The following is a 25774-nucleotide window of genomic DNA, read 5'->3' on the forward strand; positions in this document are numbered from 1 at the left end:
CTACTTCGACCGACTCGGCGTGCCGCGGCTCTCATGACCTCAACTGCTCGAACCGCCCGGTGCGGACCCGCATGCCGGGTGGTGTGGGAGGGGATCGGTCAGGAAGCCTGACCGCCCCTATCCCGATACGTCCGACGATTTCCATTTCGTGGCACAGCGGATGTGCCTTGCCAATGCCGGCTTGTCGGGATGACGCATTTTGGCTCGTCCCCGTCGCTTCCTGTGCAATAGGGGTTTCGGCCCCGACGCTATTCTCATCTCCACGAATCGCGCTTGCGGAGGAGTCGGATAATGAATGCAAAGGAAATTCACGACAGTGCCGTTGTCATCGACGGGCTGATCATTGCGAAGTGGAACAGGCATCTGTTCGAGGACATGCGCCGCGGCGGATTGACGGCGGCGAACTGCACCGTTTCGGTGTGGGAAGGATTCCAGGCGACCGTCGACAACATCGTGATGGTCAATCGCCTGATGGCGGAAAGCACGGACCTCGTGATGCCGGTGCGCACCACCGCGGATATCGCCGCGGCGAAGGAAGCCAACAAGACCGGCATCATCCTCGGCTTCCAGAACGCGCACGCGTTCGAGGACAAGCTGGGCTACGTCGAGATCTTCAAGAGGCTCGGCGTGGGCATCGTGCAGATGTGCTACAACACGCAGAACCTCGTGGGCACCGGCTGCTACGAGCGTGACGGCGGGCTGTCGGGCTTCGGCCGCGAGGTCGTCGCCGAGATGAACCGCGTCGGCATCATGTGCGACCTCTCGCACGTCGGCGCGAAGACCTCCGAGGAAGTCATCCTCGAATCGAAAAAGCCGGTCTGCTACTCCCACTGCCTGCCGTCCGGACTCAAGGAACATCCGCGCAACAAGTCCGACGCCGAGCTGAAGTTCATCGCCGATCACGGCGGCTTCGTCGGCGTGACGATGTTCGCACCCTTCCTCAAGAAAGGCATCGATTCGACGATCGACGATTACGCCGAGGCGATCGAGTACGTCATGGACATCGTCGGCGAGGATGCGATCGGCATCGGCACCGACTTCACGCAGGGCCACGACAAGGACTTCTTCGAGTGGCTCACGCACGACAAGGGCTACGCTCGCCGCCTCACCAACTTCGGAAAGATCGTCAATCCGCTCGGCATCCGGACCGTCGGTGAATTCCCGAACCTGACCGAAACGCTGCTCAAGCGCGGCATGTCCGAGCGTGTCGTGCGCAAGGTGATGGGCGAGAACTGGGTGCGCGTGCTGCGCGACGTCTGGGGCGAGTGAGTCCAACGCGAGTCGCCTTTCTGCCCCTTTGCTGCCCCAACAAGATACTGGAGACAAACCGAACATGAAGACCGCACCGCAACTGCCGATCGAAGTCGATTCCGAAACCGGCGTCTGGACCAGCGACGCGCTGCCGATGCTGTACGTGCCGCGCCACTTCTTCATCAACAACCACAAGGGCATCGAGGAAGAGATCGGCGCCGAGCGCTACGCCCAGATCCTCTACAAGGCGGGCTACAAGTCGGCGTGGCACTGGTGCGAGAAGGAAGCCGCGCTGCACGGGCTGTCGGGCGTCGCGGTGTTCGAGCACTACATGAAGCGCCTGTCGCAGCGCGGCTGGGGCCTCTTCTCGATCGAGGCGATCGACCTCGACGCGGGTACCTGCCGCGTGCGGCTGGACCATTCGGCCTTCGTCTATGAGTACGGCAAGGTCGGCCGCAAGATCGAATACATGTTCACCGGCTGGTTCGCCGGCGCGATGGACCAGATCCTCGCCGCCGCCGGCAGCCCCCTGCGCACCCTTGCCGAGCAGACCCAGAGCGGCGCCGAGGAAGGCTGCGATTACGGCGTGTTCATCACCCGCCCGCGCTGACAGGAGTAACAGGCAATGGCACAGTTCGACGCCCTTTTCCAGCCGATCCAGATCGGCAAGCTGACGATCCGCAACCGCATCGTCAGCACCGCGCACGCCGAGGTCTATGCGACCGACGGCGGCATGACCACTGAGCGCTACGTCGGGTACTACGAGGAGAAGGCCAAGGGCGGCATCGGCCTGTGCATCTGCGGCGGCTCCTCGGTGGTCGCGATCGACAGCCCGCAGGGCTGGTGGAAGTCGGTGAACCTGTCGACCGACAAGATCATCCCGCACTTCCAGAACCTCGCCGACGCGATGCACAAGCACGGCGCCAAGATCATGATCCAGATCACGCACATGGGCCGGCGCTCGCGCTGGGACGGCGAGAACTGGCCGCATCTGGTGTCGCCGTCGGGCATCCGCGAGCCGGTGCACCGCGCGACCTGCAAGACCATCGAACCCGAGGAGATCCAGCGCATCATCGGCAACTACGCGCAGGCCGCGCGCCGTGCGAAGGAAGGTGGGCTGGATGGCGTCGAGTTGTCGGCGGTGCACCAGCACCTCATCGACCAGTTCTGGAGCCCGCGCGTCAACCACCGCACCGACGAGTGGGGCGGCTCCTTCGAGAACCGCATGCGTTTCGGCATGGAGGTTCTGAAAGCCGTGCGCGCCGAGGTCGGGCGCGATTTCGTCGTCGGCATGCGCATCTGCGGCGACGAGTTCCACCCGGATGGTCTCACGCACGAGGACATGAAGCAGATCGCCAAGTACTACAGCGACACGGGACTGCTGGATTTCATCGGCGTTGTCGGTTCGGGCTGTGACACGCACAACACGCTGGCGAACGTGATCCCGAACATGAGCTTTCCGCCGGAGCCCTTCCTGCATCTGGCGGCCGGGATCAAGGAAGTGGTGTCGGTGCCGGTGATCCACGCGCAGAACATCAAGGATCCCAACCAGGCGCAGCGCATCCTCGAAGGCGGCTACGTGGACCTCGTCGGCATGACGCGCGCGCACATCGCCGATCCGCACTTCGTGAACAAGATCAAGATGGGCAAGGTCGACCAGATCCGCCAGTGCGTCGGCGCGAACTACTGCATCGACCGCCAGTACCAGGGCCTGGATGTGCTGTGCATCCAGAACGCCGCGACCTCGCGCGAGCATCAGGGGCTGCCGCACATCATCGAGAAGTCGACGGGCCCGAAGCGCAAGGTCGTCGTCGTCGGCGGCGGACCGGCCGGCATGGAAGCGGCGCGCGTCGCAGCCGAGCGCGGCCATGACGTGACGCTGTTCGAGAAGAAGGATGCGCTGGGCGGCCAGATCTCGATCGCCGCGCGCGCACCGCAGCGCGACCAGATGGCGGGCATCACGCGCTGGTACCAGTTGGAACTCGCGCGCCTGAAAATCGACCTGCGCCTGGGCGTCGCGGCGGATGCGGCGACGATCATGGACCTCAGGCCGGACGTCGTCGTGCTGGCGGTCGGTGCGCACCCCTTCCTCGAGCAGAACCCGCACTGGGGCGCCGCCGAAGGCTTGGTCGTGAGCAGCTGGGACATTCTCGAAGGCAAGGTTGCACCGGGGAAGAGCGTATTGGTGTACGACACGATCTGCGAGTTCTCCGGCATGTCGGCAGCGGATTACCTCGCCGACAAGGGCGCCAAGGTCGAGATCGTCACCGACGACATCAAACCGGGTGTCGCGATCGGCGGCACGACCTTCCCGACCTACTACCGCAGCCTGTACCCCAAGGAAGTGATCATGACCGGGGACATGATGCTGGAGAAGGTGTATCGCGAAGGCGACAAGCTCGTCGCGGTGCTGGAGAACGAATACACCGGTGCGAAGGAAGAGCGCGTGGTCGACCAGATCGTGGTCGAGAACGGCGTGCGGCCGGACGAGAAGCTGTACTACGAGCTGAAGCCCGGTTCGCGCAACAAGGGCCAGGTGAATATCGAGGAGCTCTTCGCGATCCAGCCGCAGTCCTGCCTTGCGGAGAAAGGCGACGGTTATCTGCTGTTCCGCATCGGCGATTGCGTGTCCCAGCGTAACACCCACGCGGCCATCCTCGATGCGCTGAGGCTGTGCAAGGACTTCTGAGCGGAAGTTGCCGATTAGCACGAGAAGCAGTGAAGGATGCGCGGTTTTTCTCCCTCCCCTTCAAGGGGAGGGCTGGGGTGGGGATGGGTGGACTCCGCGGCGCCTGCAAGAAACCCATCCCCATCCTGTCCTTCCCCTTGAAGGGGAAGGAACCTGCTAATCGCGCCTGAATGTGCCGATAGGAGCATACGCGGCACTAGGAGAGACGAATGCTTGAAGTAGTACTCCCCATATTGATCTTCGCCTCGCTGGCGCTGGCGCTGCTGGGCGCAGTCCGGCGCATCCGCCTGTGGCGGCAGGGCCGGCCGTCGCCGGTCTCCGTGCTCGGCGGCCTGGTCGCGATGCCGCGGCGCTACCTGGTGGACCTCCACGATGTCGTCGCGCGCGACAAGGTGTTCGCGAACACCCACGTCGCCACCGGCGGCGGCTTCGTTGCGGCCGCCGTGCTGCTGATCCTGGTGCATGGCTTCCAGCTCGAGAGCCGGCTGTTGAGCTGGGCGCTGCTCGCGGCGGCAGTTGTCATGTTCGCCGGCGCCCTGCGTGTCGCCGCGCGACGCAAGAATCCCCCGGCACGTCTCTCGCTCGGCCCGTGGATGCGTCTGCCGAAGAGCCTTTTCGCGTTCGCGAGCGGCGTGTTCCTGGTCACGCTGCCGACGGCCGGGATCCTGCCGGCCGGGTTCGGGGGCTGGGCGCTGGCTGCGGTGCTGACGCTGGTCGTCGCGTGGGGCATCTCCGAGATGTTCCTCGGCATGACCTGGGGTGGTCCGATGAAGCACGCCTTCGCCGGCGCGCTGCACCTGGCTTTCCACCGCCGGCCCGAACGCTTCGGCGGCGGCCGCTCGACGGGCCTCAAACCGCTCGACCTGAACGATTCCGCCGCGCCGCTGGGCGTCGGCAAGCCGGCCGATTTCACGTGGAACCAGCTCCTCGGCTTCGACGCCTGCGTGCAGTGCGGCCGCTGCGAGGCGATGTGCCCGGCCTTCGCCGCCGGCCAGCCGCTGAACCCGAAGAAGCTGATCCAGGACATGGTCGTCGGCATGGCCGGCGGTACCGACGCGGCCTATGCGGGCTCGCCTTATCCCGGCAAGCCGGTCGGCGAGCACGGTGGCGACGCGCACAGTCCAATCGTGCTGCGAGACGTACGTGAGGGCCGCGCGCTGGTCGATGCGGAGACCCTGTGGTCCTGCACGACCTGCCGCGCCTGTGTCGAGGAGTGCCCGATGATGATCGAGCACGTCGATGCGATCGTCGACATGCGCCGCTTCCTGACGATGGAACACGGCAACACGCCGAACAAGGGCCGGGAGGTGCTGGAGAACCTCGCGACCACCGACAACCCGGGCGGCTTCGATCCGGCGTCGCGCATGAACTGGGCGGCCGACCTCGACTTGCCGTTGATGGCGAAACGCGGCACCGCCGACGTGCTGCTGTGGATGGGCGACGGTGCCTTCGACATGCGCAACCAGCGCACCCTGCGCGCGCTCGTCAAGGTGCTGCGCGCGGCGCAGGTGGATTTCGCGGTGCTCGGCAACGAGGAGCTCGACAGCGGCGACGTCGCGCGCCGGCTGGGCGACGAGGCGAGTTTCCAGGCGCTCGCGCTGCGTAACGCGGCGACGCTCGCCAAGTACCGCTTCCGCGAGATCGTGACCTGCGACCCGCACAGCTTCCACGTGCTGAAGAACGAGTACCCGGCCTTCGGTGCCACCTACACCGTGACGCATCACAGCACCTTCATCTCCGCACAGATGGAGAAGGGCCGGCTCGCACTGGGCGAATGGACCGGCGGGCGCGTGACCTATCACGACCCGTGCTATCTCGGCCGCTACAACGGCGAGTACGAGGCGCCGCGCAAGGCGCTGAAGGGGATCGGCATCAAGGTGGTCGAGATGGAACGTTCCGGCTTCCGTTCGCGCTGCTGTGGCGGCGGTGGCGGGGCGCCGATCACGGACATTCCTGGCAAGCGCCGCATCCCCGACATGCGTATGGAAGAGATCAACGCGACGCAGGCCGACATCGTGGCCGTCGGTTGCCCGCAATGCACGGCGATGCTCGAAGGCGTCGTCGGGCCGCGCCCCGAAGTGCTCGATATCGCCGAGCTCGTCGCGGCGCAGCTCGTGGCGGCACCGGCGCCGGCAGCTCGTGCGGGCAAGGCGGCTGCAGCCGAACGGGCAGTGGAGGTGGTGGCATGAGTGAAATCGTCAGACGCGATCCTCGCACCGAGTGGATCGCCCGCAATCGCCTGCATCCCGAGCACGAGGCGGTGCTGGCCCGGCTGAACGGCGGGGCCGAGGTGGCGCAGTGGATGGGGCCGAACGGCATCATCCGGCGCAATCCGCACGCGGTCGGCTTCATCGGTCCGAACGGCATCCGTCGCATCGACCGCAGCGGCGCGCAGACCGCGAATGCGGCGGGCTCGGCCCGGCGCGAAGCGGCGGCGGCCCCGGCACGGCGTCGCGTGCAGATCGACAACCCGGCGTTCATCATCGCGGTAGTTGCGGACATGCCCGGCGGACGTTTGTCGGCGCACGACCGCGACGTGCTAGGCCTCGCGCGGCAGCTCGCCGACGGCGCGGAGCAGGGTGCCGTGCTGCTGGTGAGTTTCGGCGAATCCCGCGAGGACGCGCTCGGCGAAGCCGGTGTGGACCGCGTCGTCAATTTCGCCGGCGAGTCCTTCGACGGTTACGCACCGGAACAGCGCCTGAACGCGCTGGGCGGCATCGAACGGCAGCACGAGCCGCGCCACTGGCTGTTCCCCGATTCGCCCCTCGGCGGCGCGGAACTGGGCCGGCGCTTCGCGGCACGGCGCGGGGAGCGGCCGGCGACCCAGGTGTGGCAGATCGCCGACGGGCAGTGCATCGCCCGCGGCGCGGCCGGCACCGTCGACATCACCCGCGCGCTGCCGCGCATCGTGCTCGCGCTGCCCGAATGTGCCGAACCGGTCAGCGAAACGGTCCACGCGGCCGAATCGATCGCGCCGCCGGCGGCCTTGCCACAGGCGCTGCGCCGTATCGAGGACCTCGGTGCGGTGGCGGTCGACCCCGCCGGGGTCGCGCTCGCGGAGGCGGAATTCATCCTCTCAGCAGGCAACGGCATCCGCGACTGGGACGGCTTCCACCGGGCGGCCGCAGTGCTCGGCGCAACGGAAGGGGCGTCGCGGGTCGCGGTGGACAACGGCTTCATGCCGCGTCACCGCCAGGTCGGCGCGACCGGCACATGGGTCACCGCGCGCGTGTATCTGGCGGTCGGCATCTCGGGCGCGATCCAGCACCTGCAAGGCATCCAGCAGTGCGACAAGGTGGTCGCGATCAACACGGACCCCGGGTGCGACATGGTGAAGCGCGCGGACCTGGCGGTGATCGCAGATTCGAGCGCAGTGCTCGCCGCCCTGGTGGAGAGGGTCGAAGGCGTTCGCAAGGAGCAGCGCAATGCAGCGTGATGACAAGGTAATGCCGCCGGATGGTCGGCCGCTGAAGGTCGCGGCGCTGGTTTCGGTGGGACGTCACCCGGTGACGGGGCGCACGCGCCGCGCGGAATACGACGCCCGGGCTGTCGAGATCGGTTTGTCACTGGCGGCGCCTGAAGATCTGAGCCTCGTGCATGCCGGCGACTCGTCGCCGGAGTCGGAAGCCGCACTGCGCGGCTATCTGGGCATGGGCATCGGTGCGATCGACGTGCTGCAGCAGCCGGCGGGGTCGGACATCGTGCCGGCGCTTGAAGCCTGGCTGCGCGCTGCCGCGCCGCGCCTGGTGCTGTGCGGCGCGCGTGGCGAAACGGGGGAAGGGTCGGGACTCGTCCCGTTCCTGCTGGCCGAACGCCTGGGCTGGTCGCTGGTGTCGGGGCTCGCCGCGGTCGAGTCGGTCGACCGCGACACGATGACGGTATTGCAGGCCTTGCCGCGCGGCCAGCGTCGGCGGTTGAAGGTGCGGCTGCCCGCCGTCGTCACGGTCGACGCGGCCGCGCAGCCGGCACGGCAAAGCGCGTTCGGTCCCGCACGGCGCGGGGAATTGCGCCAGTTGGCGTCCGGGATGACGCCGGACGGTTTGGCGCTGGAGTGGACGGTTGCCCCCGCACGCAAGCGTCCCAAGCGCCTCAAGATCGTCAAGGCGAGCTCCGCGCGAGACCGCTTCAAGGCCGCCGCGGCGAAGGCGGAAGGCAGCGGCGGGCAGGTGCTCACCGGGGTGTCGGCGCAACAGGGCGCGGAGGCGATCCTCAAACTGTTGCGCGAAGAAGGGGTCCTGCGGTGAGCGCCGGCCTGTCCGGGAGGACATTCTCATGATGTTTGCCGACCTCGTCGATATCGACGATTTCCGTCAGCGACTGGGCGAACTGGGCATCGATCTCCCGGCCAGCGGATCGCCCGAATCCTGGGCACGCCAGATACGGGCAGCCCAGCCGGTCGACGGGCTCCCCGAGCTGATCGGGAAGTTGTGCGCCGAAGGCGTCACGCTGCAGCCCGAGGTGCGCGAGGCCATCGAAATGATCCTCAAGCCCTGAGGCCCCGCGCTCGGAAACGCACCACGAGAATCTGCCGAAAATCGAATGCGGCTGCCGCGCCGCGGTTTGACGCAAACAGGATGGGTGGAGGTCGCAAGGGGGTAACTTGCCTTGCCCCGGGAACCCTAGACTGGCTTCACGCCGATCGATCCAAAACATTCGTGCCGCGGCGCCGGAGGACCGTTGCACTTGCAGGACCGAAGCTCTCGACTCGCATAACTCAGACTCACCACGAACGGGCCGATGCAATAGAGCCCGCCATACCAAACCGGAGGAGCAGATGTTTTCAGGACTGAAGCAAGCATTCAAGCACGCAATCGGCGCAGCGATGATCGTATCGGCAGTGGCGGGCGCGACCGGCGTCCAGGCTGCCGAACAGAAGACGATCAAGATCGGCTGGACGGCCTGGTCGGACGCCGAGGCGGTGACGAACATCGCCAAGCAGCTGCTCGAGCAGCGGCTCGGCTACAAGGTCGAGCTGGTGATGACCGACATCGGCCTGCAATACCAGGGCGTCGCCAAGAAGCAGCTCGACGTGATGCTGATGGCGTGGCTGCCGAATACGCACAAGGCTTACTGGGACAAGCTCTCGGGGGATCTGATGGATCTGGGAGTCCTGTACGGCGACGCGAAGCTCGGTTGGGCCGTTCCCGACTACGTGCCGGCGTCCGAGCTGTCGTCGATCGCCGACCTGAACAAGCCGGAAGTGGCGAAGAAGCTGAAGAGCCAGGTGCAGGGGATCGACCCCGGCGCCGGCCTGATGCGTGCGTCCGAGCAGGCGCTCAAGGACTACAGCCTGGCGGGCTATGACCTGCGCACCGGTTCCGATGCGGCGATGATCGTCGCCCTCGATCGGGCGATGACGCGCAAGGAATGGATCGTCGTGACGACCTGGAATCCGCACTGGATGTTCTCGAAGTACAAGGTGCGCTACCTGGAGGATCCGAAGAAATCCCTCGGCGGCGCGGAAGCGATCCACGCGATCGGCCGCAAGGGCTTCGACCAGGACTTCCCGAAAGCCGCGGCCTTCATCAAGAACTTCAAGATCCCGCTGTCGGACCTCGAGGGCATCATGGCGAAGGCGAAGGAGTCGTCCTACGAGAAAGAGGCCGCCGCCTACATCGCGAGCCATCCCGAAATGGTTGCAGGCTGGCTGAAGGACGCCCAGTAAGGGCGCCGTCCGGCCAGGACGCTGAAACCGGTGCTCACGCCAATGCGGGCACCGGCTGTTGACGGATGGAGCAGTACGGTGGAGGCACGCAAGACCATGCAGGAAAAAATCGTTGTAAAGGATCTGTACAAGATCTTCGGACCCAAGCCGGACGTGGCGATGCAGATGCTGCGTTCAGGCAAGGACAAGGACGACATCGTCCGCCAGACCGGAATGGTGGTCGGTGTCCAGAATGCGAGTTTCCATATCAACGCGGGCGAGATCTTCGTCATCATGGGGCTGTCCGGATCAGGCAAATCCACGCTGATCCGCCTGCTCAACCGGCTGATCGAGCCGAGTTCGGGGCAGGTGCTGGTCGACGGCCAGGACGTCGCGTCGATGGATCCGAAGCAGCTCATCGAGCTGCGCCGCCGCGACATGGCAATGGTTTTCCAGTCGTTTGCGCTGCTGCCGCATCTCACGGTGCTCGCGAACGCCGCCTTCGGGCTCGAGGTGTCCGGCGTGCCGCGCAAGGAGCGCGAAGCGCGGGCGATGAAGGTGCTCGAACAGGTGGGCCTGGCGGCCTTCGCCAACCGCTACCCGCGCGAGCTGAGCGGCGGCATGCAGCAGCGGGCGGGCCTCGCGCGCGCGCTGGTCGTCAATCCGTCGCTGATGCTGATGGACGAGGCCTTCTCCGCCCTCGACCCGTTGAAACGCACCGAAATGCAGGGCCTGCTGCTCGACCTGCAACGGGACCACAAGCGCACGATCATCTTCGTCTCGCACGACCTCGACGAGGCCTGCCGCATCGGCGACCGCATCGCGATCATGGAAGGGGGCCGCATCGTGCAGATCGGCACGCCCGACGACATCATCCGCAACCCCGTGGACGACTATGTGCGCGCCTTCTTCAACGGCGTGGACGTGAACAAGTACCTGTCCGCCAAGGACGTTGCCGATGTCGATGCGGTACCGGTCTTCTTCGCGCAGAGCGATTTCAGGGACGGCTTCCACGCCGTGATCGAGCGTCTGCGCGCAGCCCGCCGCAACTACGGCTTCGTGCTCGATTCCGATCGCAAGCTCGTCGGCACGGTCTCCATCGACTCGATGATCCGCTCGCTGGAGTCCGGCTCCCGGGAGCTGTCGTACGCCTTGCTGGGCGATCTGCCCCCGGTGAATGGCGACCTCAACCTGAGCGATCTGATCTGCCGCATCGTGAAGATGCCCTATCCGCTGCCGGTGGTCGAACCCCAGGGCCACTATATCGGTGCCGTCACCCAGACGATCCTGCTCAAGAAAATGGCAAAGGAAGAACTGACCCATGCGTGATTTCCTGCCACTCGGTGAATGGGCCGAGAAAATCGTCAATTTCATCGTCAAGAACGATCACGGGGTGCTGGCCGGCCTCGGCGACGTGGTCGGCCAGATGACCGAACTGACCGAGGGCTTCCTGCACCTGATCCCCGACTGGCTCCTCGCGAGTGTGTTCGTCGCGCTGGGATTCTGGCGTATCGGCTGGAAATTCGCCGTCGTTGCCGCCGGAGCGCTTCTTGTCATCATCGGCACGGGCTTCTGGCAGGCGACGATGGCGACGCTCGCGCTGATCATCTCGTCGACGCTCATCAGCCTGCTGGTGGGCATACCGCTGGGCATCGCGGCTGCCCTCAACCGCCGCGTCAATTATCTGCTGCGTCCGGTGCTGGACTTCATGCAGACGATGCCGGCGTTCGTGTACCTCATCCCCGCCGCGATGCTGTTCGGCCTCGGCCGCGTGCCGGCCGTCCTCGCGACGGTGATCTTCGCGATGCCGCCCGTGGTGCGCCTGACCGCGCTCGGCATCCGCCAGGTGAACAAGGAGCAGGTCGAGGCCGGCATCACCTTCGGCTGCACGCCGCTGCAGGTCCTGCTGAAGATCCAGATTCCCGGCGCGCTGCCGTCGATCATGGCCGGCGTGAACCAGACGATCATGATGGCGCTGTCGATGGTCATCATCGCGTCGATGGTCGGCGGCGGCGGCCTGGGCAACAACGTGCTCGCCAGTATCCAGCGCCTCGACATCGGGCTGGGTTTCGAGTCCGGCCTCGCCGTGGTGCTGCTCGCGATCATTCTCGACCGTCTCACCGAGAGCTTCGGTGTGCCGAAGGAAGAGCGCATCGCACGCCGCAAAAACCAGGGGCAGGGGGCCTGATACCCGTGGTGCCCGGCGCGATTCCCGTGCGCCGGGTGCCCCGATGCTACATGCCGTTTCCGCCGCGATCCGCGGGCCGGCGCCTCACGCCGCCAGATCGTGTGCCGCGGGCGTGTTGCGCTGCTGCGGTTCGACGGCCGCCGTCCCCTGCGGTCGGCGCTCGCTGCTCGGGGGCTTGCCGAACAGCGCGCGGTAGCACTTGCTGAAATGGCAGGCGGACTGGAAGCCGCAGGCGATCGTGATGTTGGTGATCGACATCTGCGTCTGCAGCAGGAGTTCGCGCGCACGGCGCAGCCGCAATTCGAGGTAGTAGTGGCTGGGGGTGACCTGGAGGGCCTCGCGGAACAGGCGCTGCAGATGGCGCTGGGAGAGTCCGGCGAGCTGCGACAAGTCCTCCAGCGACAGCGGCTCCTCGATGTTCGCCTCCATCAGCGCGGCCACTTCCACCAGCGCCCTGCGGTTGCATCCCGCCCGTGCGGCCAGCGGGATGTGTTGGCGATCCTTGCTGTCGCGTACCCGTTCCAGGATGAACTGCTCGGAGATCTCCGCAACCAGGGTCTTGCCGAAGCGCTCGCGCACGACGGCCAGCATCATGTCGATGGGCGCGATGCCCCCCGTGCAGGTGATGCGGTCGCGGTCGATGACGAAGAGCTCCTCGACGAAGCGGATCTTGTCGTGGGCCTCCCGCAGGGCGCTGAGGTTTTCCCAGTGGATCGTTGCGCGATAACCGTTCAGCAGGCCGGCTTTGACCAGTGCGTAGGTCCCGGTGCATAGCCCGCCGAGAATCACCTTGTCGTGGGCGATGCGGCGTAGCAGGGCAATGACCTTGTCATCGACGAAGCGGGTGACGTTCGTCCCCCCGCACACGAACACCATGTCGAACGGCCCCGCGTCCTCGTAGGTGCCGATCCGTGCCGGCGCCAGCCCGTTGCTGCAGGCCACGGACTGGCCGTCCGCGCTGATCACCGACCAGCTGTACAAGGGCTTGCCGCTGATGTGGTTGGCCATGCGCAGGACTTCGACGGCGCTCGAGAACGCGATCATCGTGAACTCGTTCAGCACCAGAAAGCCGACGCGCGTCGCCGTTGGGAGTGCGGACACTTCGGTTCTCCGCTCTCAGCGTCGCGATCGGGGCGCGAAAGGTCTTGGCGCCGCGGCCAGGTGGAAGTCGAACATCCATGTCTCCTGTTGGTGGCCCTTGCGCACACGCCCCGACAGGTCGCGTGGCGCCGGCGCTTTCTGTCGTTCTGGTGCGCCGAGCGGATCGAGTTATATGCCTGTAAACATAGCGTCTTCCCCGGGCCTTGGCCAGTGCCGGCCGTGGCTTCACTTCGGGAAAAGGAATGCCCGGTCGAGGAAGCCCCATGTCGGAATTGGATGGGATTGCGTCCACCAGGCACAAGTGAGCCCGGGCGGCCTGCGGGAACATTGCCTCAACGTTTCTGCACCGAAGAGGAAAGGACATGCAAGTGAGCAAGAAGGTGAGGGAACTCCTCGCCGCCCGACGTCCCGGCCACAGCCTGGATGCGCAGTTCTACACGAGCCCGGAGATCTTCGACCTCGACATGGAGGCCATCTTCGCCCGGCACTGGATCTACGTCGGCGTCGAGCCCGACATCCCCGAGCCGGGCGACTACTTCACCGTCAAGCTGGGCCGCGCCTCGGTCGTCGTGCTGCGCAACGACGACATGGAGCTGCGCGCCTTCCACAACGTCTGCCGCCATCGCGGTGCGCAGTTGTGCAACGCCCACAAAGGCAGCGTCGGCAACCTGGTGTGCCCGTACCACCAGTGGACCTACGACCTGTCCGGCAAGCTGATCTACGCGGAGCACATGGGCGAGGACTTCGACCCCGCCGGGCGCGGACTGAAGCGCGTGCATGTCGAAAGCGTCGCGGGCCTGATCTTCGTCTGCCTGGTCGAGAATCCGCCCGAAGATTTCGCGCAGATGCGCGAAGCGATGTCGCGCTACCTCGCGCCGCACCGGCTGACCGAGTGCAAGATCGCCGTGCAGGACGAGATCGTCGAGGCCGGCAACTGGAAGCTGGTGATGGAGAACAATCGCGAGTGCTATCACTGCGTGGCCAATCATCCGGAGCTGACCGTTTCGCTCTACGAGTACGGTTTCGGCTACCAGCCTTCGCCGTCGAACATCGAACAGGTCCAGGCCTTCCGCGACCTGACCGAACGCGAGCACGCGCGCTGGCAAGCGGCGGGGCTGGAATCGGCCGAGATCGACGAGCTGGACAGCCGCGTCACGGGTTTCCGCACGCAGCGCCTGCCGCTGGACAAGGCCGGCGAATCGCAGACGATGGACGCCAGGGTCGCCTGCCAGAAGCTCCTCGGCCACCTGAGCCAGCGCAACCTCGGCGGGCTGTCGTTCTGGACCCAGCCCAACTCCTGGCACCACTTCATGAGCGACCACATCGTGACCTTCACGGTGCTGCCGATCGACGCGGACCACACCCTCGTGCGCACGAAGTGGCTGGTGCACAAGGATGCGGTCGAAGGGCGGGACTACGATCCCGCCAACCTCACCGCGGTGTGGCGTGCGACCAACCAGCAGGACCGCGAGCTGGTCGAGATGTCCCAGCGCGGCATCGCCGATCCGGCTTACGAACCGGGCCCGTATTCGCCCTACACCGAGGAGCTGGTCGAGAAGTTCGCCGGCTGGTACGTGGGGCGTTTGCAGGCGGCGGCGGAGTGACCGGCATGAACGGACCGATCACTCGTGACATCCCGCTCGCCGTGCCGTCGCTGTGGAACGCGGAGGAGGACGACGTCCTGATCTGCTGCCAGGTGCGCCAGGAGACGCACGACGTCAAGAGCTTCATCCTTCGCCCGCGGCGTCCCGGCCTGGTGCGCTTCCTCCCCGGCCAGTTCATCACGCTGGAACTGGAAATCGACGGCGAAACGGTCAACCGCTGCTATACGATCTCCTCGCCGCCGACGCGCCCCGACACCCTGTCGATCACGGTCAAGCGCGTGCCCGGCGGCCGCGTCTCCAACTGGCTGCACGACCACCTCAGCGCGGGCATGAGCCTACGGGCCCTGGGGCCGAGTGGCGAGTTCGCGTGCGCGCTGCACCCGGCGGGCAAGTACCTGTTCCTTTCCGGCGGCTCGGGGATCACGCCGCTGATGTCCATGTCGCGCAGCTTCCACGACCTGGGCGAGGACCGCGACGTCGTCTTCGTGCATAGCGCCCGTACTCCCGCGGACATCGTCTTCCGCCGCGAGCTGGGCCTGCTCGCGGCCAACCAGCCGGGCTTCCGTACCGCCTTCGTCTGCGAGGGGCGCGGTAGCGAAGCCGACTGGGCGTCGCCCACCGGCTACCTCGACCTGCCGCTGCTCAAGCGGATCGCGCCGGACTTCGCCGAGCGTGAAGTGTTCTGCTGCGGGCCCGCGCCCTACATGGCTGCCGTGCGCGCCCTGCTGGCCGAGGGTGGCTTCGACATGAAGCGCTACCACGAGGAAAGCTTCAGCTTCGCCGACACGCAAGGTGAGCAGGAAGGCGGGGAGGGCGCCGGCAGCGCGGAAACGGGGGAGGGCGACGCGGCGGGTTTCACCGTCGAGTTCACCAAGAGCGGCCGCAGCGTGATCTGCGCTCCCGGCGTGAAGCTCCTCGATGCGGCGCGCGCGGCCGGCCTGCGACTGCCGTCATCCTGCGCCAAGGGGATGTGCGGCACCTGCAAGTCCCGTCTCGTCTCCGGCGAGGTGGACATGGCCCACGGCGGCGGCATCCGCCAGCGCGAGATCGATCAGGGTTTCATCCTGCCGTGCTGCAGCACGCCGCGGAGCGACCTGGTGATCGAACGATAACGGCCAATTGCCCGGCCGCGACCGCGTTGCCCATCAATCATCGTCGTCCCTCCCGCCCCGGCCCCCCTCTCCGCGTCCGCCCCGGATGTCATGTTCGTCCGCACTGACATGACATTCGACACAGTTGTCGAATTTCCGGATGCCCTCTTCGATGTGCTCCCGGCGAATGTCTGCGGGGGTGTGTTCGTGGCAGCCGTAGCAGGTATAGCGACTGTAATCATTGCGCTCGTGACAGGTGACGCATTTGACGTTGTGGTCACGATCGAGCCTGAAGAACTTGTCATGATCGAAGGTCGCGGGAACCCATTTATCCTGGCCGTGGCACTCTCCGCAGTTGCCGGTGATCTTCTGATGGAGCGCGTCCGTGGGCGACTTGTGACACGTATCGCATTGGTCGCGTGAATCGGCTTGCAGCAGCGCGTGACTGAAGCGGCCTTGCTGCCGGTAACGTTTTACCCCGGCATGGTCACTGTGGCACGCCACGCAGTCGTCCTTGACGAGTTTCTGGTGAAACGGCGTTTTGGTCAGCGGTTTAACGATGGGTTGTCCCTTGGAGGTGAGACGGCCGATGTTCTGCGGCTCATGGCAGGTGATGCAGCGCTCGGCGGAAGCTCCGGCAAGTGACTGGTGGCAGGCAAAGCAGTCCGCCTCGAGCTCCCGGTGTCCGGGTATCAGCTTCCCCGGTCCGACCATGAGTTCGGGGAAAGCGAACGTCAGCACGGCCAGCACCGCGAGGTTGGCAGCCAGAATGAACTTGACCGTCCGGCTCATATCCAGCCCCAGAAGAGAAAAATGCTGATGATGTGGCCCAGTCCGAGAACCGCAAAGACGACAAAGATCGGAATATGAACCTTGCGCCAACGCGTCATCGCATCCAGCGTGACGGCGTCCCAGAACACCGCCTGTTCAACCTCCGGCCGTGACAAGCCGCGCAGCTGGTAGTGGTCGCGCTGCGCCTGAACGTGCTCGCGGGAACGGCCGAGGAGCAGTTTCCCAACCAGGCCGCTGATGGTGTTGATGCCCATCGCGACGGTCGCAAGCCAGGGAAGAATCGCGTTGAAATGCACCCCCGCGTGGATCAGGACGAGCAGGGACCCGAGCCATGCGGAAAATTCGTGCATGTTCAACAGCGACTTCGGGTTCCCCGAACTGATCATTTTGCGTTTGCGCAGGGAGTAGGCGAGGGATCCGATGATCAGCAGGGTGCCGGGGATACCCAGGTAACGCCCGATCCACACCAGATCGAGGCGGTGCAGGACATAGTCGCCCAGCACCGTACCGGCACCCAGAAGCCCCACCAGCACGGCAAAAGGCAGGATGTGTTTGCGCCAGATGGTTTTCGTCATTCAAGCCCCCAGTGTCACGGCGGTCTTCGGGACACAGACGCACAGCAGGCACGTGCCGGGCTCCGGATCGAAGTCGGGCTCCTGTCGATAACTGACTTCGCCCGACTCGATTTTCGTCTGACAGGTTCCGCAACTGCCGGCCCGGCAGCCGGAAGGAATATTCACTCCGCCTGCCTCGGCGAGCTCGAGCAGGCTGCCGCCACCGGCATTCCACGCCAAGGTTTTGCCCGATTTCCCGAACGTGACGGCAAGGCCGGTCCCGGCGGCGGAGCCTTCGGGCACCACGCTCGCCGGCGCACTTTGCGCGCGTCGCTTGATCGAGGCAGGCCCGAAGGCTTCGAAATGAATATGGCTGTCGGGAACGCCCCAGTCCTCCAGCGCGGGGACGAGGCTTTCCATCATCGGCGTGGGTCCGCAGATGTAGAAGTGATAAGGCTTGAGCGGCAATTCCATGCGCAACAAGCCCACGTCTACACGCCCGCGGCGAACATAGGTCGATCCGGATTCAGGCTCGGTGCCGGGGTTGCTGACGCAAACGCGCAGATGAATGTTCGGATGCTGCTCCGCAAGTGCGCACAGGTGAGGGAGCATCACGGTCTCGCGTGCATCCCGAACGCCGTAAAACAGCCAGAGTTCCCTTCCCGGTTGTTCCGCGACGCACCAATTCGCCATGCTCAACATCGGGGTAATGCCAATCCCCCCTGCAATCAGGACCACCGGGGCGTCGCTCCGATCGATATGAAAATGTCCCGACGGCGCACGAACCATCAGCCGACTGCCGAGGCTAACGTGATCGTGGAAATGATTCGAGGAGCGCCCCGCTGGCAGGGCACTGCCAGGCGGCGCAGGAACCCGCTTGATCGACACCCGGTAAAGGTCGGCCCGCGGGGCGTCCGACAGCGAATAGCAGCGGACGATCTCCTCCGTCCCACCCGCGGGCGCGGGAACTTCGAGGCGAAACGTCAGAAATTGGCCCGGGAGGAAGGGCGGAAGAGGGCGCTTGTCTTCGGGTTCAAGGTAAAACGAGCACACGGACCCTGCCTCGTCCTCGATCTCCTTTCGCACCACCCTGAAGGGACGGAAGCCGGCCCAGGACGCTCCTCCCGCGTCATTGGCTGCCGGTGCCGGGTCTTGAGGCTGCACCGGTTCGTCCGGATCGGAGCGAAGGCGTAGCGCCGTGTACTTCTTCCAGTGCTGCCAAAACGTCACGGCAAGAAAGATCGCGAACTGAACTGCGATACCGAACGCAATCCACATGAAGAGGGTGAGCGAAGTCATGCCAGGCACCCATCAGGCAAACGGGATCCGACGGGGTGGTCTTGGCATGCATCGTGCCACGTGGTGCGGAAGCAACCAATGACATCTTCCCGCACGAGTTGGAGAGACGGCGCAAAAATCATCCGGCATCCAGATAAAGCGTTCAAAACGCCTTCATTTTTCCGCGGTCTGGATGAATGGAGAATGAACAGCTTTTCCGCACGGCTTCACCCGTTCAGGCAGCATTCATTCCACAGCACTTGGTAACGGCCGGAGGTATCGCCTGACCGGCCGTTCCTTTGTCCATGTCCCTACTCATTGCAAAGCAGAATCTGTTTGACGGGATCCATTGGCCCGAAGTCATGCCACTTCTCAGTACTGCTTTCAGCGTGCGGCACCTCGGTGCGACCATGGTCGCACTCGACGATCCAGCGCCTGCGCAGGACGATGGCGCAATATCGGTAATTCACTGCATCCTCGGGACAACCCGCTGCGGCTGCAAGAAGGCGGCATACACACAGCTTGCCATGTTTCCGGCGCGGCTCGTGGCGCATGAACGACATGGCGTCAGCGCGTTACTTCATGTCACGTTGGTGATTGTGTCGCTCGATCCGTGATTTTTCCTTCGCCGCGGCCTTGTCGTCCGAGGCAGGGGGTACAACCTGCTGAGTAGGCACGCCGAGCTTTTCGGTCATGTGACTGTGCCGTGATGTCGTTGCTGTCGTAGTAGCCGGTATCGTTGCGGTCCCCGTATTGGGGGACTCGCCGGCGGGCGGGGGTTCCTGCACGGCACTGGCGTCGAAGGACAGCGCAACGGCAATGGATAGCATGCTGATGGCAAACGAGGTCCTGGATTTCATGATGTTCTCCAGCGGTGGTTGGCGAAGCCCCCGGGTCTGGCGGTGCCGGGAACATTCGCAGACGTCGACAGTGTGTGCCGGAGTGCCTGTCCGGATAATGATATTCGTATTACTTGTTTGTAATCATCGCAAGGTTCATGGTGCCTACGTCGCATGGCATCTCGGTTGACACAGGCTGCTTCAGCGCTTCGCCAGGCTCCCGAGCATGCTTTTCTGAAACTCGACTCCCGTTGACCACCAGGCGCTCCAAAGGGCGATACTGATTTCGGTGCTGTTGGCCATGAATTTCGGGAAGGAATTTTCCGACAACAGTTCGCGACCGGCTTCCGCCATGGCGATCGTCTTCTGAGTCATTTCGGCATTCAGCTCAGCCAATCCATTGCAGCATTTCAGTCCAAGATCACAACAGGAGCGCGTTAACTCAAGCTGCGCCTGGAACGACTCCGGGATTTGCCGAGTGCGCGAATTTCCCTGCTTTCCATCCATTTCGATCTCCAAGTGTTAATCGGGCCAGGAATCCACCACTTCGTGGAGGACGCCGCTTCAAACCCTGGAAGCACGAGACCACACGACCATTGGCGTGCAAACAAGCCCGCCCTGCACGAGGCAGGGTGGGCCGGTAACGCGCGTGCGGGGTTCAGTTCGTCTGGTGTCCTTTGTGCAGCGCGTTGTCGAGCCGCCAGATCTCGTTCCCCTTCATCATGATCTTCTGGCCGTCCTTCGTTTCCATCGCATGTCCATCCTTCATGGAAACGATCTGCCCGGCCTTGTTCTCCATGGCCATTTTCCCGTCCTTGAAGATGTAAACGGTTGAGCCGTCCTTCAATTCATAGGATTTGTCGACCTTGCTCGGATCGGCGGAGAACGCCGTGGTGGCAATCAGGACGGCTGCGGTTGTGGCTGCGAATTTTGTCAGCATGATCTACTCCTTGTTGTTATTGCGGAATTGGCCATCGTCGGGCCGGACATGGTGCTTCGCTTGCTTCTCCTGCCTTGATACGCCGATCAGGGTCCCCGATACCACGGCCTTTCATCCACGTATCCGGTGATGCCGCCGGTATCGGGAAGATTTCCGACAGCGGGAAAGGCCTCCGCGGGTATGCGTCGAACGTCCGGGTGACGTCTTCCCGCCGACCCGAATGGCTACGGTTTCCAATTGCGCGACGTCGAGCGATGCAGAGTGCGGCTCACGGTGCTTTCCCTTCCTGTACGGCATTGGATGCTCATCGCCGAAGGATCGTGAGCCGATACTACGCGGCGTCACCAAACGGAGTGATGACGTCTGCGTTACTTTTTTGTCAGCTATTTGTCATTTACGAGACCGTGCGAGTTCGTTGGAGGATTCTGGCTGGAGGGATGTCAACGCCCTACAATGCAGAGGCAACGACTTGCGGATTCCCCATGGCGGCGCCCTATGCTCGCACCGTAGCCCGATGCATTCCGTCAGCTCCTCCGCCCCTCCACTGCGCCCCGGCTTCGTGTGGCGCGCCCTGCGCCGCCTGGCGCTGCCCTGGCTGCTACTGGCGTTGCACGCGGCCGGCGTCAACGCGGCCACCCTGGCCGGCGGCCCGATGGCCGGGCCGGCGACGGCCACGCGCATCGGCGTGTGGCTGATGACCGACGCCCCCGCGCAGGTGCAGCTCGAGTACTGGCCGCAGAGGCAACCCGACGCGGCGCGGCGCAGCGCGCCCGTCGCTGCCAGCCCGGAACGCGGCCACACCGCGCGCATCGACCTCGACGGTCTGCTCGCCGCCACGCGCTACGCCTACCGCGTGCTGCTCGATGGAGCCCCGGTCGAGCTCGGCGAGGTGCCCGCGTTCACCACCGCGGCCGCGGATCGCACCGCGCCTCGCGATCTGGTCATCGCCACCGGCTCGTGCAACTACGTCCCCGACGCGCCTTACGAGATCACGCCGGACGCCTTCGGCGCCGGCTTCGGGATCTTCGATACCATCGTCGCACGGCAACCCGACGTGATGCTGTGGCTCGGCGACAACATCTACTACCGCGACGACGACTTCGCGAGCGCGGACCAGGCCACCGCGCGGATGCGTGCGCGCTGGGCGGCCACACGCAGCTTCGCGCCGTTGCAGCGGCTGCTGCGCACCGGCCAGCACGTCGCCATCTGGGACGACCACGACTATGGCCCGAACAACTCGAACCGCGACTTCGCGCTCAAGGCGACGGCGCTGGAGCTGTTCCGGGATAACTGGGCGAACCCCAGCTACGGACTGCCCGACCTGGCCGGGACCTTCGCCCGAGTGCCACTCGGCGATGTCGAGCTGTTCCTGCTCGACGACCGTTACTACCGCGACGACGATGCCGGCACGGATCCGGCGCGGACGATGCTCGGTGCGAAGCAACTCGAGTGGCTCAAGGGTGCACTGCGCGACTCGCACGCCACCTTCAAGCTGGTCACCAACGGCAGCCGCATGCTCAGCGACCGCCCTTCGCCGGAGAGTCGCGGCGGCGAGGGCTGGCACAACTTCCCGCGCGAGCGTCAGGCCTTCCTCGACTGGCTCGCAGCGGAGCGCATCGACGGCGTGCTCTTCCTCTCCGGCGACATCCACTACACCCACCTGACCGAGCGCGAGCGCCCCGGCACCTACCCGCTGACCGAGCTGACCTGCTCGCCGCTGACCGCGCGCGTGCATCCCCGCCCGTTCCCGGTGCGCGAGGTGCCCGGGACACTGGTCACGCAGCGCAACTTCTGCACGCTGGAGTTCTCGGGGCCGGCCGGCGCGCGCTTGATGCGCGTCGCCGCGTGGAACGCCACCGGCACGCGCCTGTGGCAGGCGGAGTTCCCGGCCGCGCGGCTGCGCACACCGTGAGCGCACCCGCCCGCCTGCAGTACACCGCAGAGTGATCTAGTTATCGGGCGATAACGGCAGGCGCTTGACAGTGAAGCCATGTCTGCCATACCGCACTATCGACTGCATATCCATGCGAACGTCGATCAAGGCCGGCGAGCAAGAAGATCAGGCCATGCTGTCAGAATAAAACTCCCCGGGGCTTTTTATTCCCAAGGCGGCGATGAGCTGTCGTTGAGGATCGCGCAGGGAGTCCCCATCAATTCTTGAGAGAGGAATGCGCCATGGACACGCGTTGGATTGCAAGCAGCTCTGTGCTGATCATGGTGGGTTTGTCCTGGATGCCCGCGGGCGTTGCCCGCGACATGTCCATGTCTTCGGGCGAACCCGGCGTCAAGGCGGCGTCTGCAGAGGACAGGAAGATGATCAAGAGTGCCATGTCGGCGGCACCGAGAAAAGTTGCTGCCGGAGCGGCCATTGTCGCCATGGGTGCCGACGGCAAGATGAGAACCCTGCGCGAAGGCAAGAACGGGTTCACCTGTATGCCGGACAACCCGGTGACGCCGGGACCGGATCCGATGTGCATGGATCGCGCCGGGGTGGAGTGGGCCATGGCATGGATTGAACACAAGACCCCGGCGGCCGGCAACGTCGGCTTCATGTACATGCTGGCGGGGGGAACCGATGCCAGCAACACCGACCCCTATGCGGCCAAACCGGATGGGGGCAACCACTGGATAAAGACCGGGCCGCACGTGATGATCATGGGCGCCGACCAGTCTTTCTACGACATGTATCCGAAGGGCGCCGCCCCCGATACATCAGTGCCTTACGTCATGTGGGCGGGAACGCCCTATCAGCACCTGATGATCCCGTTGAAGTAGGACAATCGGATCGCTGATGCAGTATCGCCCTCCCGGTAACCGGCAGCCGGAAGCGGATCAGCCGCGACGGTGTCGCGCGCTGACCTGGGAGGGCGACACGCCGAAGAACTCGCGGTAGCAGCGGCTGAAGTGGGGCGCGCTGGTGAAGCCGCAGGCGATCGCGATGCTGGTGATCGGTTCGTTGGTCTGCTGCAGCAGGCGGCGCGCCCGGGTGAGGCGGGTTTCGAGGTAGTAGCGCGAAGGCGTCGTATCGAGGTGGCGCTGGAAGAGGCGATCGATCCGGCGTCGGGAAATCCGTGCGCGAAGGGCGAGCTCCTCGATGCTCAAGGGCTCCTCGATGTTGTTCTTCATCAGTTGCAGGATGGTCTGGAGCGCGTCCGGGAAGGTGGGGTCGTCCACCAGCGTCGGCATCGGGCTGTCGGGAAGGTCGTCCAGCGTCCGGTCGCAGGCGAGGATCTCCTCGATGCCGCGCACCATCTCGTCGCCGTGGTGGTGCCGGATCACCGCGAGCATCATCCCCAGCGCGCTGTTGGCCCCCGCCGACGAGATGCGGTCCCGGTCGATGACGAACGGATTGGGCAGGAGCCGCACCTGGGGGCGCAACTCCTCGAGTCCCGCGCGGCTGTCCGGATGCACGGTGCAGGTGTAGCCATCCAGCAGGCCGGCGTGCGCGAGCAGGTAGCTGCCGTTCCACAGGCTGCCCAGGATGGCCTGCCGCCGCGCCACCTCGCGCAGCTTGTCGACGACCGGACGCCGGGGTTCGAGGTTCGAGCGGAACCCGCCGCAGATGATCAGGATGTCGAGATCCTTCGCGTCCAGCGCGGGCAGCTCCGCGTCGACCGAGATGTTGATGCCTAGGTCGCTGCGCACCGTCGCCCCTTCCAGGCTGTACGTTTCAAAGCGGTAGAGCGGCTGCCGGCTGACCAGGTTGGCGGTGACGAGCGCGTCGACCGCCCCCGTGAAGGCCATCATCGAGAAGTGTTCGAGCAGCACGAAGCCGATCCGGCGGCAGATCGGCGGATGGGCGTCGTGGGGCGCTCCGCCCTGCAGATAGGCCTGGTTGCTGTGCCGCATGCGGCTGTCGAAGCTGCGCGACGCCTGCCGCACGTTGTCACCCATTCATCGTCTCCGGATCTCTACTTTTATTGAATTGCGGGCGTGGACAGAGGAGGCCGACCGGTTTCCGCGGGGCCGCCTGCGCCGTGTCGCACCGGGACACGATCGCTTCGCAGCCGTCGGTGCCAGAGCGGGGGGGACCTCTTACCCTTCCACGTACCACCTTTCGGAGCATACACCGATGATCGAAAATCCGACCCGACCCATTCGTAGCGGTGGACGCGAGGCGCGGCGCGCAATGCGCATGGCCCCCCGCTCCTCGATGCTGCCCGCACTGGAGCGCAATCTGCCGTACTGCGAGCCGATGGACCCCGACCAGATTGCGCGGATCGACAACGCCTCGATGGCGATCCTTGAGGACGTCGGCGTCGTCTTCCGCGACGAGATCGCCCTCGAGGACTGGCGCAAGGCCGGCGCCGACGTGCGCGGCGAGCGCGTGCACCTGGACCGCGGCCTGGTGCGCGAACTGATTTCGACGATTCCGTCGAGCTGGACCTACCGCGCGCGCAATATCGAAAGAAGTCTCCCCTTCGGCGGCAGGCATTCGATCTTCGTGCCGATGACCGGCGCGCCCTTCCTGCGCGATCTCGACGACGTCCGCCGCCTGCCGACGCTTGCCGACCTCAACATGTTCCACAAGCTCGCGCACCTGTCGCCGGCGCTGCATTCGACCGCGCACGTCATCGTCGAGCCGATGGACGTGAAGGTCAGCCATCGCCATCTCCACATCACGTACTCGTCGATGAAGCACTCCGACAAGACCTTCATGGGGATGACCACCTCCGGCAGGAATGCCGAGGACGTGCTGGCGATGTGCGACATCCTCTTCGGCGCCGACGTGCTCGAGGAGACGCCCGTCGTGACCGGCAACTGCAACGGCAATTCGCCCCTCGTGTGGGACGAGACGATGCTGTCGGCGATGCGTGCCTTCTGCAAGCGCAAGCAGCCCGTGCTGTGCTCGCCCTTCGTGCTCGGCGGCGCGAACACGCCGGCGTCGGTCGCGCCCGCCGTCGCCCAGCTCAACGCCGAGGCCTTGTCGGGCCTCGCCTACACGCAGGTCATCCGCAAGGGCGCGCCGGCGGTGTACGGTCATTACCTCTCCACGGTGTCGATGAAATCGGGTGCGCCGATGGCCGGCACGCCGGAGATCAGCCTGATGAACTACATGATCGGCCAGATGGCGCGCTTCTATAACGTTCCCTGGCGCAGCTCCAATACGCTCGGCGGGGCGAAGACCTTCGACGCCCAGGCGGGCTACGAAAGCGCGATGACCATGAACGCGGTTCTCCACGCCGGCACCAATTACATCTGGCATTCGGCCGGCTGGAACGAGGCCGGGATGCATTGCTCGGTGGCGAAGTTCGTCGTCGACGCCGAGATGTGCGCAATGGGGTATCGCATGGCCGAAGGTGTGCGCTGGGACGATTTCGACGAGGCCATGCAGGCGGTGCGCGATGTCGGCCCCGGCGGCCACTATCTCGGCCACGCGCACACGCTGGCGAATTTCGAACGCGCCTTCTTCATGCCGAAATTGTTCGACAACAATTCGATCGAGCAATGGCAGGCGGACGGTTCGCAGGAGATCACCGCGCGCGCGCTCGAATACGCCAGGAAAATCCTGGGCGAATACGAGGAACCGAAACTCGACGAAGCCACGGACGAAGCCCTGCGCGATTACATCGCCCGGCGCGAACGGGAAATCCCCGCCGCCGATGCCGTCAATACCGAATACTGATCCCTTTCTTCCTCCTCTCCGGATTGGCCGCTGCGACAGCAGCGGCATTTTTTTGTGCGCCCAGCATGGGCGCACTCCTGTGGGTGCAAGTCCCACCGTAAGTTGATCACAGCGAACGAAGTGAAGCGCAACTGCGCGAGGGCGACCGAGCGTGGGAAGGAAGCGTGGAGCATAAGT

The 25774-nt window shown here is 65.1% G+C and carries 23 protein-coding genes; 15 read left to right on the plus strand and 8 right to left on the minus strand.

All coding sequences use genetic code 11. From position 1 onward, the window contains the following. Positions 1–291: 291 nt before the first annotated feature. The 10 genes from GPA22_RS20330 to GPA22_RS20375 all read left to right on the plus strand — a co-directional run bounded on the left by GPA22_RS20330 (position 292) and on the right by GPA22_RS20375 (position 11772). Positions 292–1269, plus strand: a complete 978-nt coding sequence (locus tag GPA22_RS20330; RefSeq protein ID WP_169257894.1) for a dipeptidase — start codon at positions 292–294, stop codon at positions 1267–1269. Positions 1270–1333: 64 nt separating this feature from the next. Next, a complete protein-coding gene (locus GPA22_RS20335; RefSeq protein ID WP_169257895.1) occupies positions 1334–1861 on the plus strand; it encodes a DUF5943 domain-containing protein in 528 nt (175 codons plus the stop codon). Between the two features lie 15 nt (positions 1862–1876). After that, a complete protein-coding gene (gene dgcA, locus GPA22_RS20340) occupies positions 1877–3940 on the plus strand; it encodes a dimethylglycine demethylation protein DgcA (RefSeq protein WP_169257896.1) in 2064 nt (687 codons plus the stop codon). Between the two features lie 209 nt (positions 3941–4149). After that, entirely contained in the window at positions 4150–6129 is a 1980-nt protein-coding gene (locus tag GPA22_RS20345) for a (Fe-S)-binding protein (RefSeq protein ID WP_169257897.1), read from the plus strand. Next, positions 6126–7376: an electron transfer flavoprotein subunit alpha gene (etfA, locus tag GPA22_RS20350; protein ID WP_169257898.1), complete on the plus strand. Its 1251-nt coding sequence runs from the start codon at positions 6126–6128 to the stop codon at positions 7374–7376. The genes GPA22_RS20345 and etfA overlap by 4 nt, the downstream gene beginning before the upstream one ends. After that, positions 7366–8184 (plus strand): electron transfer flavoprotein subunit beta, encoded by an 819-nt coding sequence (gene etfB / locus GPA22_RS20355; protein ID WP_246264567.1) that lies wholly within the window; start codon positions 7366–7368, stop codon positions 8182–8184. The genes etfA and etfB overlap by 11 nt, the downstream gene beginning before the upstream one ends. Before the next feature lie 28 nt (positions 8185–8212). Continuing rightward, complete coding sequence (locus GPA22_RS20360) at positions 8213–8434, plus strand: hypothetical protein (protein WP_169257899.1); 222 nt, start codon at positions 8213–8215, stop codon at positions 8432–8434. Positions 8435–8714: 280 nt separating this feature from the next. Further along, positions 8715–9605: a glycine betaine ABC transporter substrate-binding protein gene (locus GPA22_RS20365; RefSeq protein ID WP_246264568.1), complete on the plus strand. Its 891-nt coding sequence runs from the start codon at positions 8715–8717 to the stop codon at positions 9603–9605. A 78-nt stretch (positions 9606–9683) separates the two neighbouring features. Further along, positions 9684–10913 carry a glycine betaine/L-proline ABC transporter ATP-binding protein ProV gene (proV, locus tag GPA22_RS20370; protein ID WP_343036110.1) on the plus strand — a complete coding sequence of 410 codons (1230 nt, stop codon included), beginning with the start codon at positions 9684–9686 and terminating at the stop codon, positions 10911–10913. Continuing rightward, positions 10906–11772: an ABC transporter permease gene (locus GPA22_RS20375; protein WP_169257900.1), complete on the plus strand. Its 867-nt coding sequence runs from the start codon at positions 10906–10908 to the stop codon at positions 11770–11772. The genes proV and GPA22_RS20375 overlap by 8 nt, the downstream gene beginning before the upstream one ends. A gap of 84 nt (positions 11773–11856) precedes the next feature. On the opposite strand, the gene GPA22_RS20380 is transcribed toward GPA22_RS20375, so the two are convergent. After that, on the minus strand, positions 11857–12873 hold the full coding sequence (locus GPA22_RS20380) for a GlxA family transcriptional regulator (RefSeq protein WP_343036111.1): 1017 nt from the start codon (positions 12871–12873) through the stop codon (positions 11857–11859). Positions 12874–13235: 362 nt separating this feature from the next. On the opposite strand from GPA22_RS20380, the gene GPA22_RS20385 reads away from it, so the two are divergent. Continuing rightward, positions 13236–14477, plus strand: a complete 1242-nt coding sequence (locus GPA22_RS20385) for an aromatic ring-hydroxylating oxygenase subunit alpha (RefSeq protein ID WP_169257901.1) — start codon at positions 13236–13238, stop codon at positions 14475–14477. Positions 14478–14482: 5 nt separating this feature from the next. Further along, positions 14483–15589 carry an FAD-binding oxidoreductase gene (locus GPA22_RS20390; RefSeq protein ID WP_169257902.1) on the plus strand — a complete coding sequence of 369 codons (1107 nt, stop codon included), beginning with the start codon at positions 14483–14485 and terminating at the stop codon, positions 15587–15589. A gap of 33 nt (positions 15590–15622) precedes the next feature. On the opposite strand, the gene GPA22_RS20395 is transcribed toward GPA22_RS20390, so the two are convergent. From GPA22_RS20395 to copK, 6 genes are all read right to left on the minus strand, one after another. Next, positions 15623–16360, minus strand: coding sequence for a cytochrome c3 family protein (locus GPA22_RS20395; RefSeq protein ID WP_169257903.1), 738 nt, complete (start codon positions 16358–16360; stop codon positions 15623–15625). After that, on the minus strand, positions 16357–16935 hold the full coding sequence (locus GPA22_RS20400) for a hypothetical protein (protein ID WP_169257904.1): 579 nt from the start codon (positions 16933–16935) through the stop codon (positions 16357–16359). The genes GPA22_RS20395 and GPA22_RS20400 overlap by 4 nt, the downstream gene beginning before the upstream one ends. After that, positions 16936–18213: a 2Fe-2S iron-sulfur cluster-binding protein gene (locus tag GPA22_RS20405; RefSeq protein WP_169257905.1), complete on the minus strand. Its 1278-nt coding sequence runs from the start codon at positions 18211–18213 to the stop codon at positions 16936–16938. A 554-nt stretch (positions 18214–18767) separates the two neighbouring features. Next, the gene (locus GPA22_RS20410; RefSeq protein ID WP_169257906.1) at positions 18768–19052 is read right to left on the minus strand and encodes a hypothetical protein; all 285 of its coding nucleotides are present in this window, start codon (positions 19050–19052) and stop codon (positions 18768–18770) included. 180 nt (positions 19053–19232) lie between these two features. Then, positions 19233–19538, minus strand: a complete 306-nt coding sequence (locus GPA22_RS20415; protein WP_169257907.1) for a hypothetical protein — start codon at positions 19536–19538, stop codon at positions 19233–19235. Between the two features lie 151 nt (positions 19539–19689). After that, positions 19690–19971 (minus strand): periplasmic Cu(I)/Cu(II)-binding protein CopK, encoded by a 282-nt coding sequence (gene copK / locus GPA22_RS20420; RefSeq protein ID WP_169257908.1) that lies wholly within the window; start codon positions 19969–19971, stop codon positions 19690–19692. A 514-nt stretch (positions 19972–20485) separates the two neighbouring features. Here copK and GPA22_RS20425 point away from each other — a divergent pair. Beyond that, positions 20486–21883: an alkaline phosphatase D family protein gene (locus GPA22_RS20425; protein WP_169257909.1), complete on the plus strand. Its 1398-nt coding sequence runs from the start codon at positions 20486–20488 to the stop codon at positions 21881–21883. Positions 21884–22146: 263 nt separating this feature from the next. After that, complete coding sequence (locus tag GPA22_RS20430; RefSeq protein ID WP_211169256.1) at positions 22147–22746, plus strand: hypothetical protein; 600 nt, start codon at positions 22147–22149, stop codon at positions 22744–22746. A 57-nt stretch (positions 22747–22803) separates the two neighbouring features. Here GPA22_RS20430 and GPA22_RS20435 read toward each other — a convergent pair whose 3' ends face one another. Next, positions 22804–23865 carry a GlxA family transcriptional regulator gene (locus tag GPA22_RS20435; RefSeq protein ID WP_169257910.1) on the minus strand — a complete coding sequence of 354 codons (1062 nt, stop codon included), beginning with the start codon at positions 23863–23865 and terminating at the stop codon, positions 22804–22806. A gap of 178 nt (positions 23866–24043) precedes the next feature. Here GPA22_RS20435 and GPA22_RS20440 point away from each other — a divergent pair, with 178 nt between their 5' ends. Then, the gene (locus tag GPA22_RS20440) at positions 24044–25597 is read left to right on the plus strand and encodes a trimethylamine methyltransferase family protein (RefSeq protein WP_169257911.1); all 1554 of its coding nucleotides are present in this window, start codon (positions 24044–24046) and stop codon (positions 25595–25597) included. Positions 25598–25774: the final 177 nt, after the last annotated feature.

The sequence above is a fragment of the Aromatoleum toluvorans genome, from assembly GCF_012910905.1.
Taxonomy (GTDB): Bacteria; Pseudomonadota; Gammaproteobacteria; order Burkholderiales; family Rhodocyclaceae; genus Aromatoleum; species Aromatoleum toluvorans.

Coding starts and splice junctions, on each gene's coding strand:
- GPA22_RS20330 (WP_169257894.1), top strand. CDS start 292: ATGAATGCAAAGGAAATTCACGACAGTGCCGTTGTCATCGACGGGCTG.
- GPA22_RS20335 (WP_169257895.1), top strand. CDS start 1,334: ATGAAGACCGCACCGCAACTGCCGATCGAAGTCGATTCCGAAACCGGC.
- dgcA (WP_169257896.1), top strand. CDS start 1,877: ATGGCACAGTTCGACGCCCTTTTCCAGCCGATCCAGATCGGCAAGCTG.
- GPA22_RS20345 (WP_169257897.1), top strand. CDS start 4,150: ATGCTTGAAGTAGTACTCCCCATATTGATCTTCGCCTCGCTGGCGCTG.
- etfA (WP_169257898.1), top strand. CDS start 6,126: ATGAGTGAAATCGTCAGACGCGATCCTCGCACCGAGTGGATCGCCCGC.
- etfB (WP_246264567.1), top strand. CDS start 7,366: ATGCAGCGTGATGACAAGGTAATGCCGCCGGATGGTCGGCCGCTGAAG.
- GPA22_RS20360 (WP_169257899.1), top strand. CDS start 8,213: ATGATGTTTGCCGACCTCGTCGATATCGACGATTTCCGTCAGCGACTG.
- GPA22_RS20365 (WP_246264568.1), top strand. CDS start 8,715: ATGTTTTCAGGACTGAAGCAAGCATTCAAGCACGCAATCGGCGCAGCG.
- GPA22_RS20375 (WP_169257900.1), top strand. CDS start 10,906: ATGCGTGATTTCCTGCCACTCGGTGAATGGGCCGAGAAAATCGTCAAT.
- GPA22_RS20385 (WP_169257901.1), top strand. CDS start 13,236: ATGCAAGTGAGCAAGAAGGTGAGGGAACTCCTCGCCGCCCGACGTCCC.
- GPA22_RS20390 (WP_169257902.1), top strand. CDS start 14,483: ATGAACGGACCGATCACTCGTGACATCCCGCTCGCCGTGCCGTCGCTG.
- GPA22_RS20395 (WP_169257903.1), bottom strand. CDS start 16,360: ATGAGCCGGACGGTCAAGTTCATTCTGGCTGCCAACCTCGCGGTGCTG.
- GPA22_RS20400 (WP_169257904.1), bottom strand. CDS start 16,935: ATGACGAAAACCATCTGGCGCAAACACATCCTGCCTTTTGCCGTGCTG.
- GPA22_RS20405 (WP_169257905.1), bottom strand. CDS start 18,213: ATGACTTCGCTCACCCTCTTCATGTGGATTGCGTTCGGTATCGCAGTT.
- GPA22_RS20410 (WP_169257906.1), bottom strand. CDS start 19,052: ATGAAATCCAGGACCTCGTTTGCCATCAGCATGCTATCCATTGCCGTT.
- GPA22_RS20415 (WP_169257907.1), bottom strand. CDS start 19,538: ATGGATGGAAAGCAGGGAAATTCGCGCACTCGGCAAATCCCGGAGTCG.
- copK (WP_169257908.1), bottom strand. CDS start 19,971: ATGCTGACAAAATTCGCAGCCACAACCGCAGCCGTCCTGATTGCCACC.
- GPA22_RS20425 (WP_169257909.1), top strand. CDS start 20,486: ATGCATTCCGTCAGCTCCTCCGCCCCTCCACTGCGCCCCGGCTTCGTG.
- GPA22_RS20430 (WP_211169256.1), top strand. CDS start 22,147: ATGGACACGCGTTGGATTGCAAGCAGCTCTGTGCTGATCATGGTGGGT.
- GPA22_RS20435 (WP_169257910.1), bottom strand. CDS start 23,865: ATGGGTGACAACGTGCGGCAGGCGTCGCGCAGCTTCGACAGCCGCATG.
- GPA22_RS20440 (WP_169257911.1), top strand. CDS start 24,044: ATGATCGAAAATCCGACCCGACCCATTCGTAGCGGTGGACGCGAGGCG.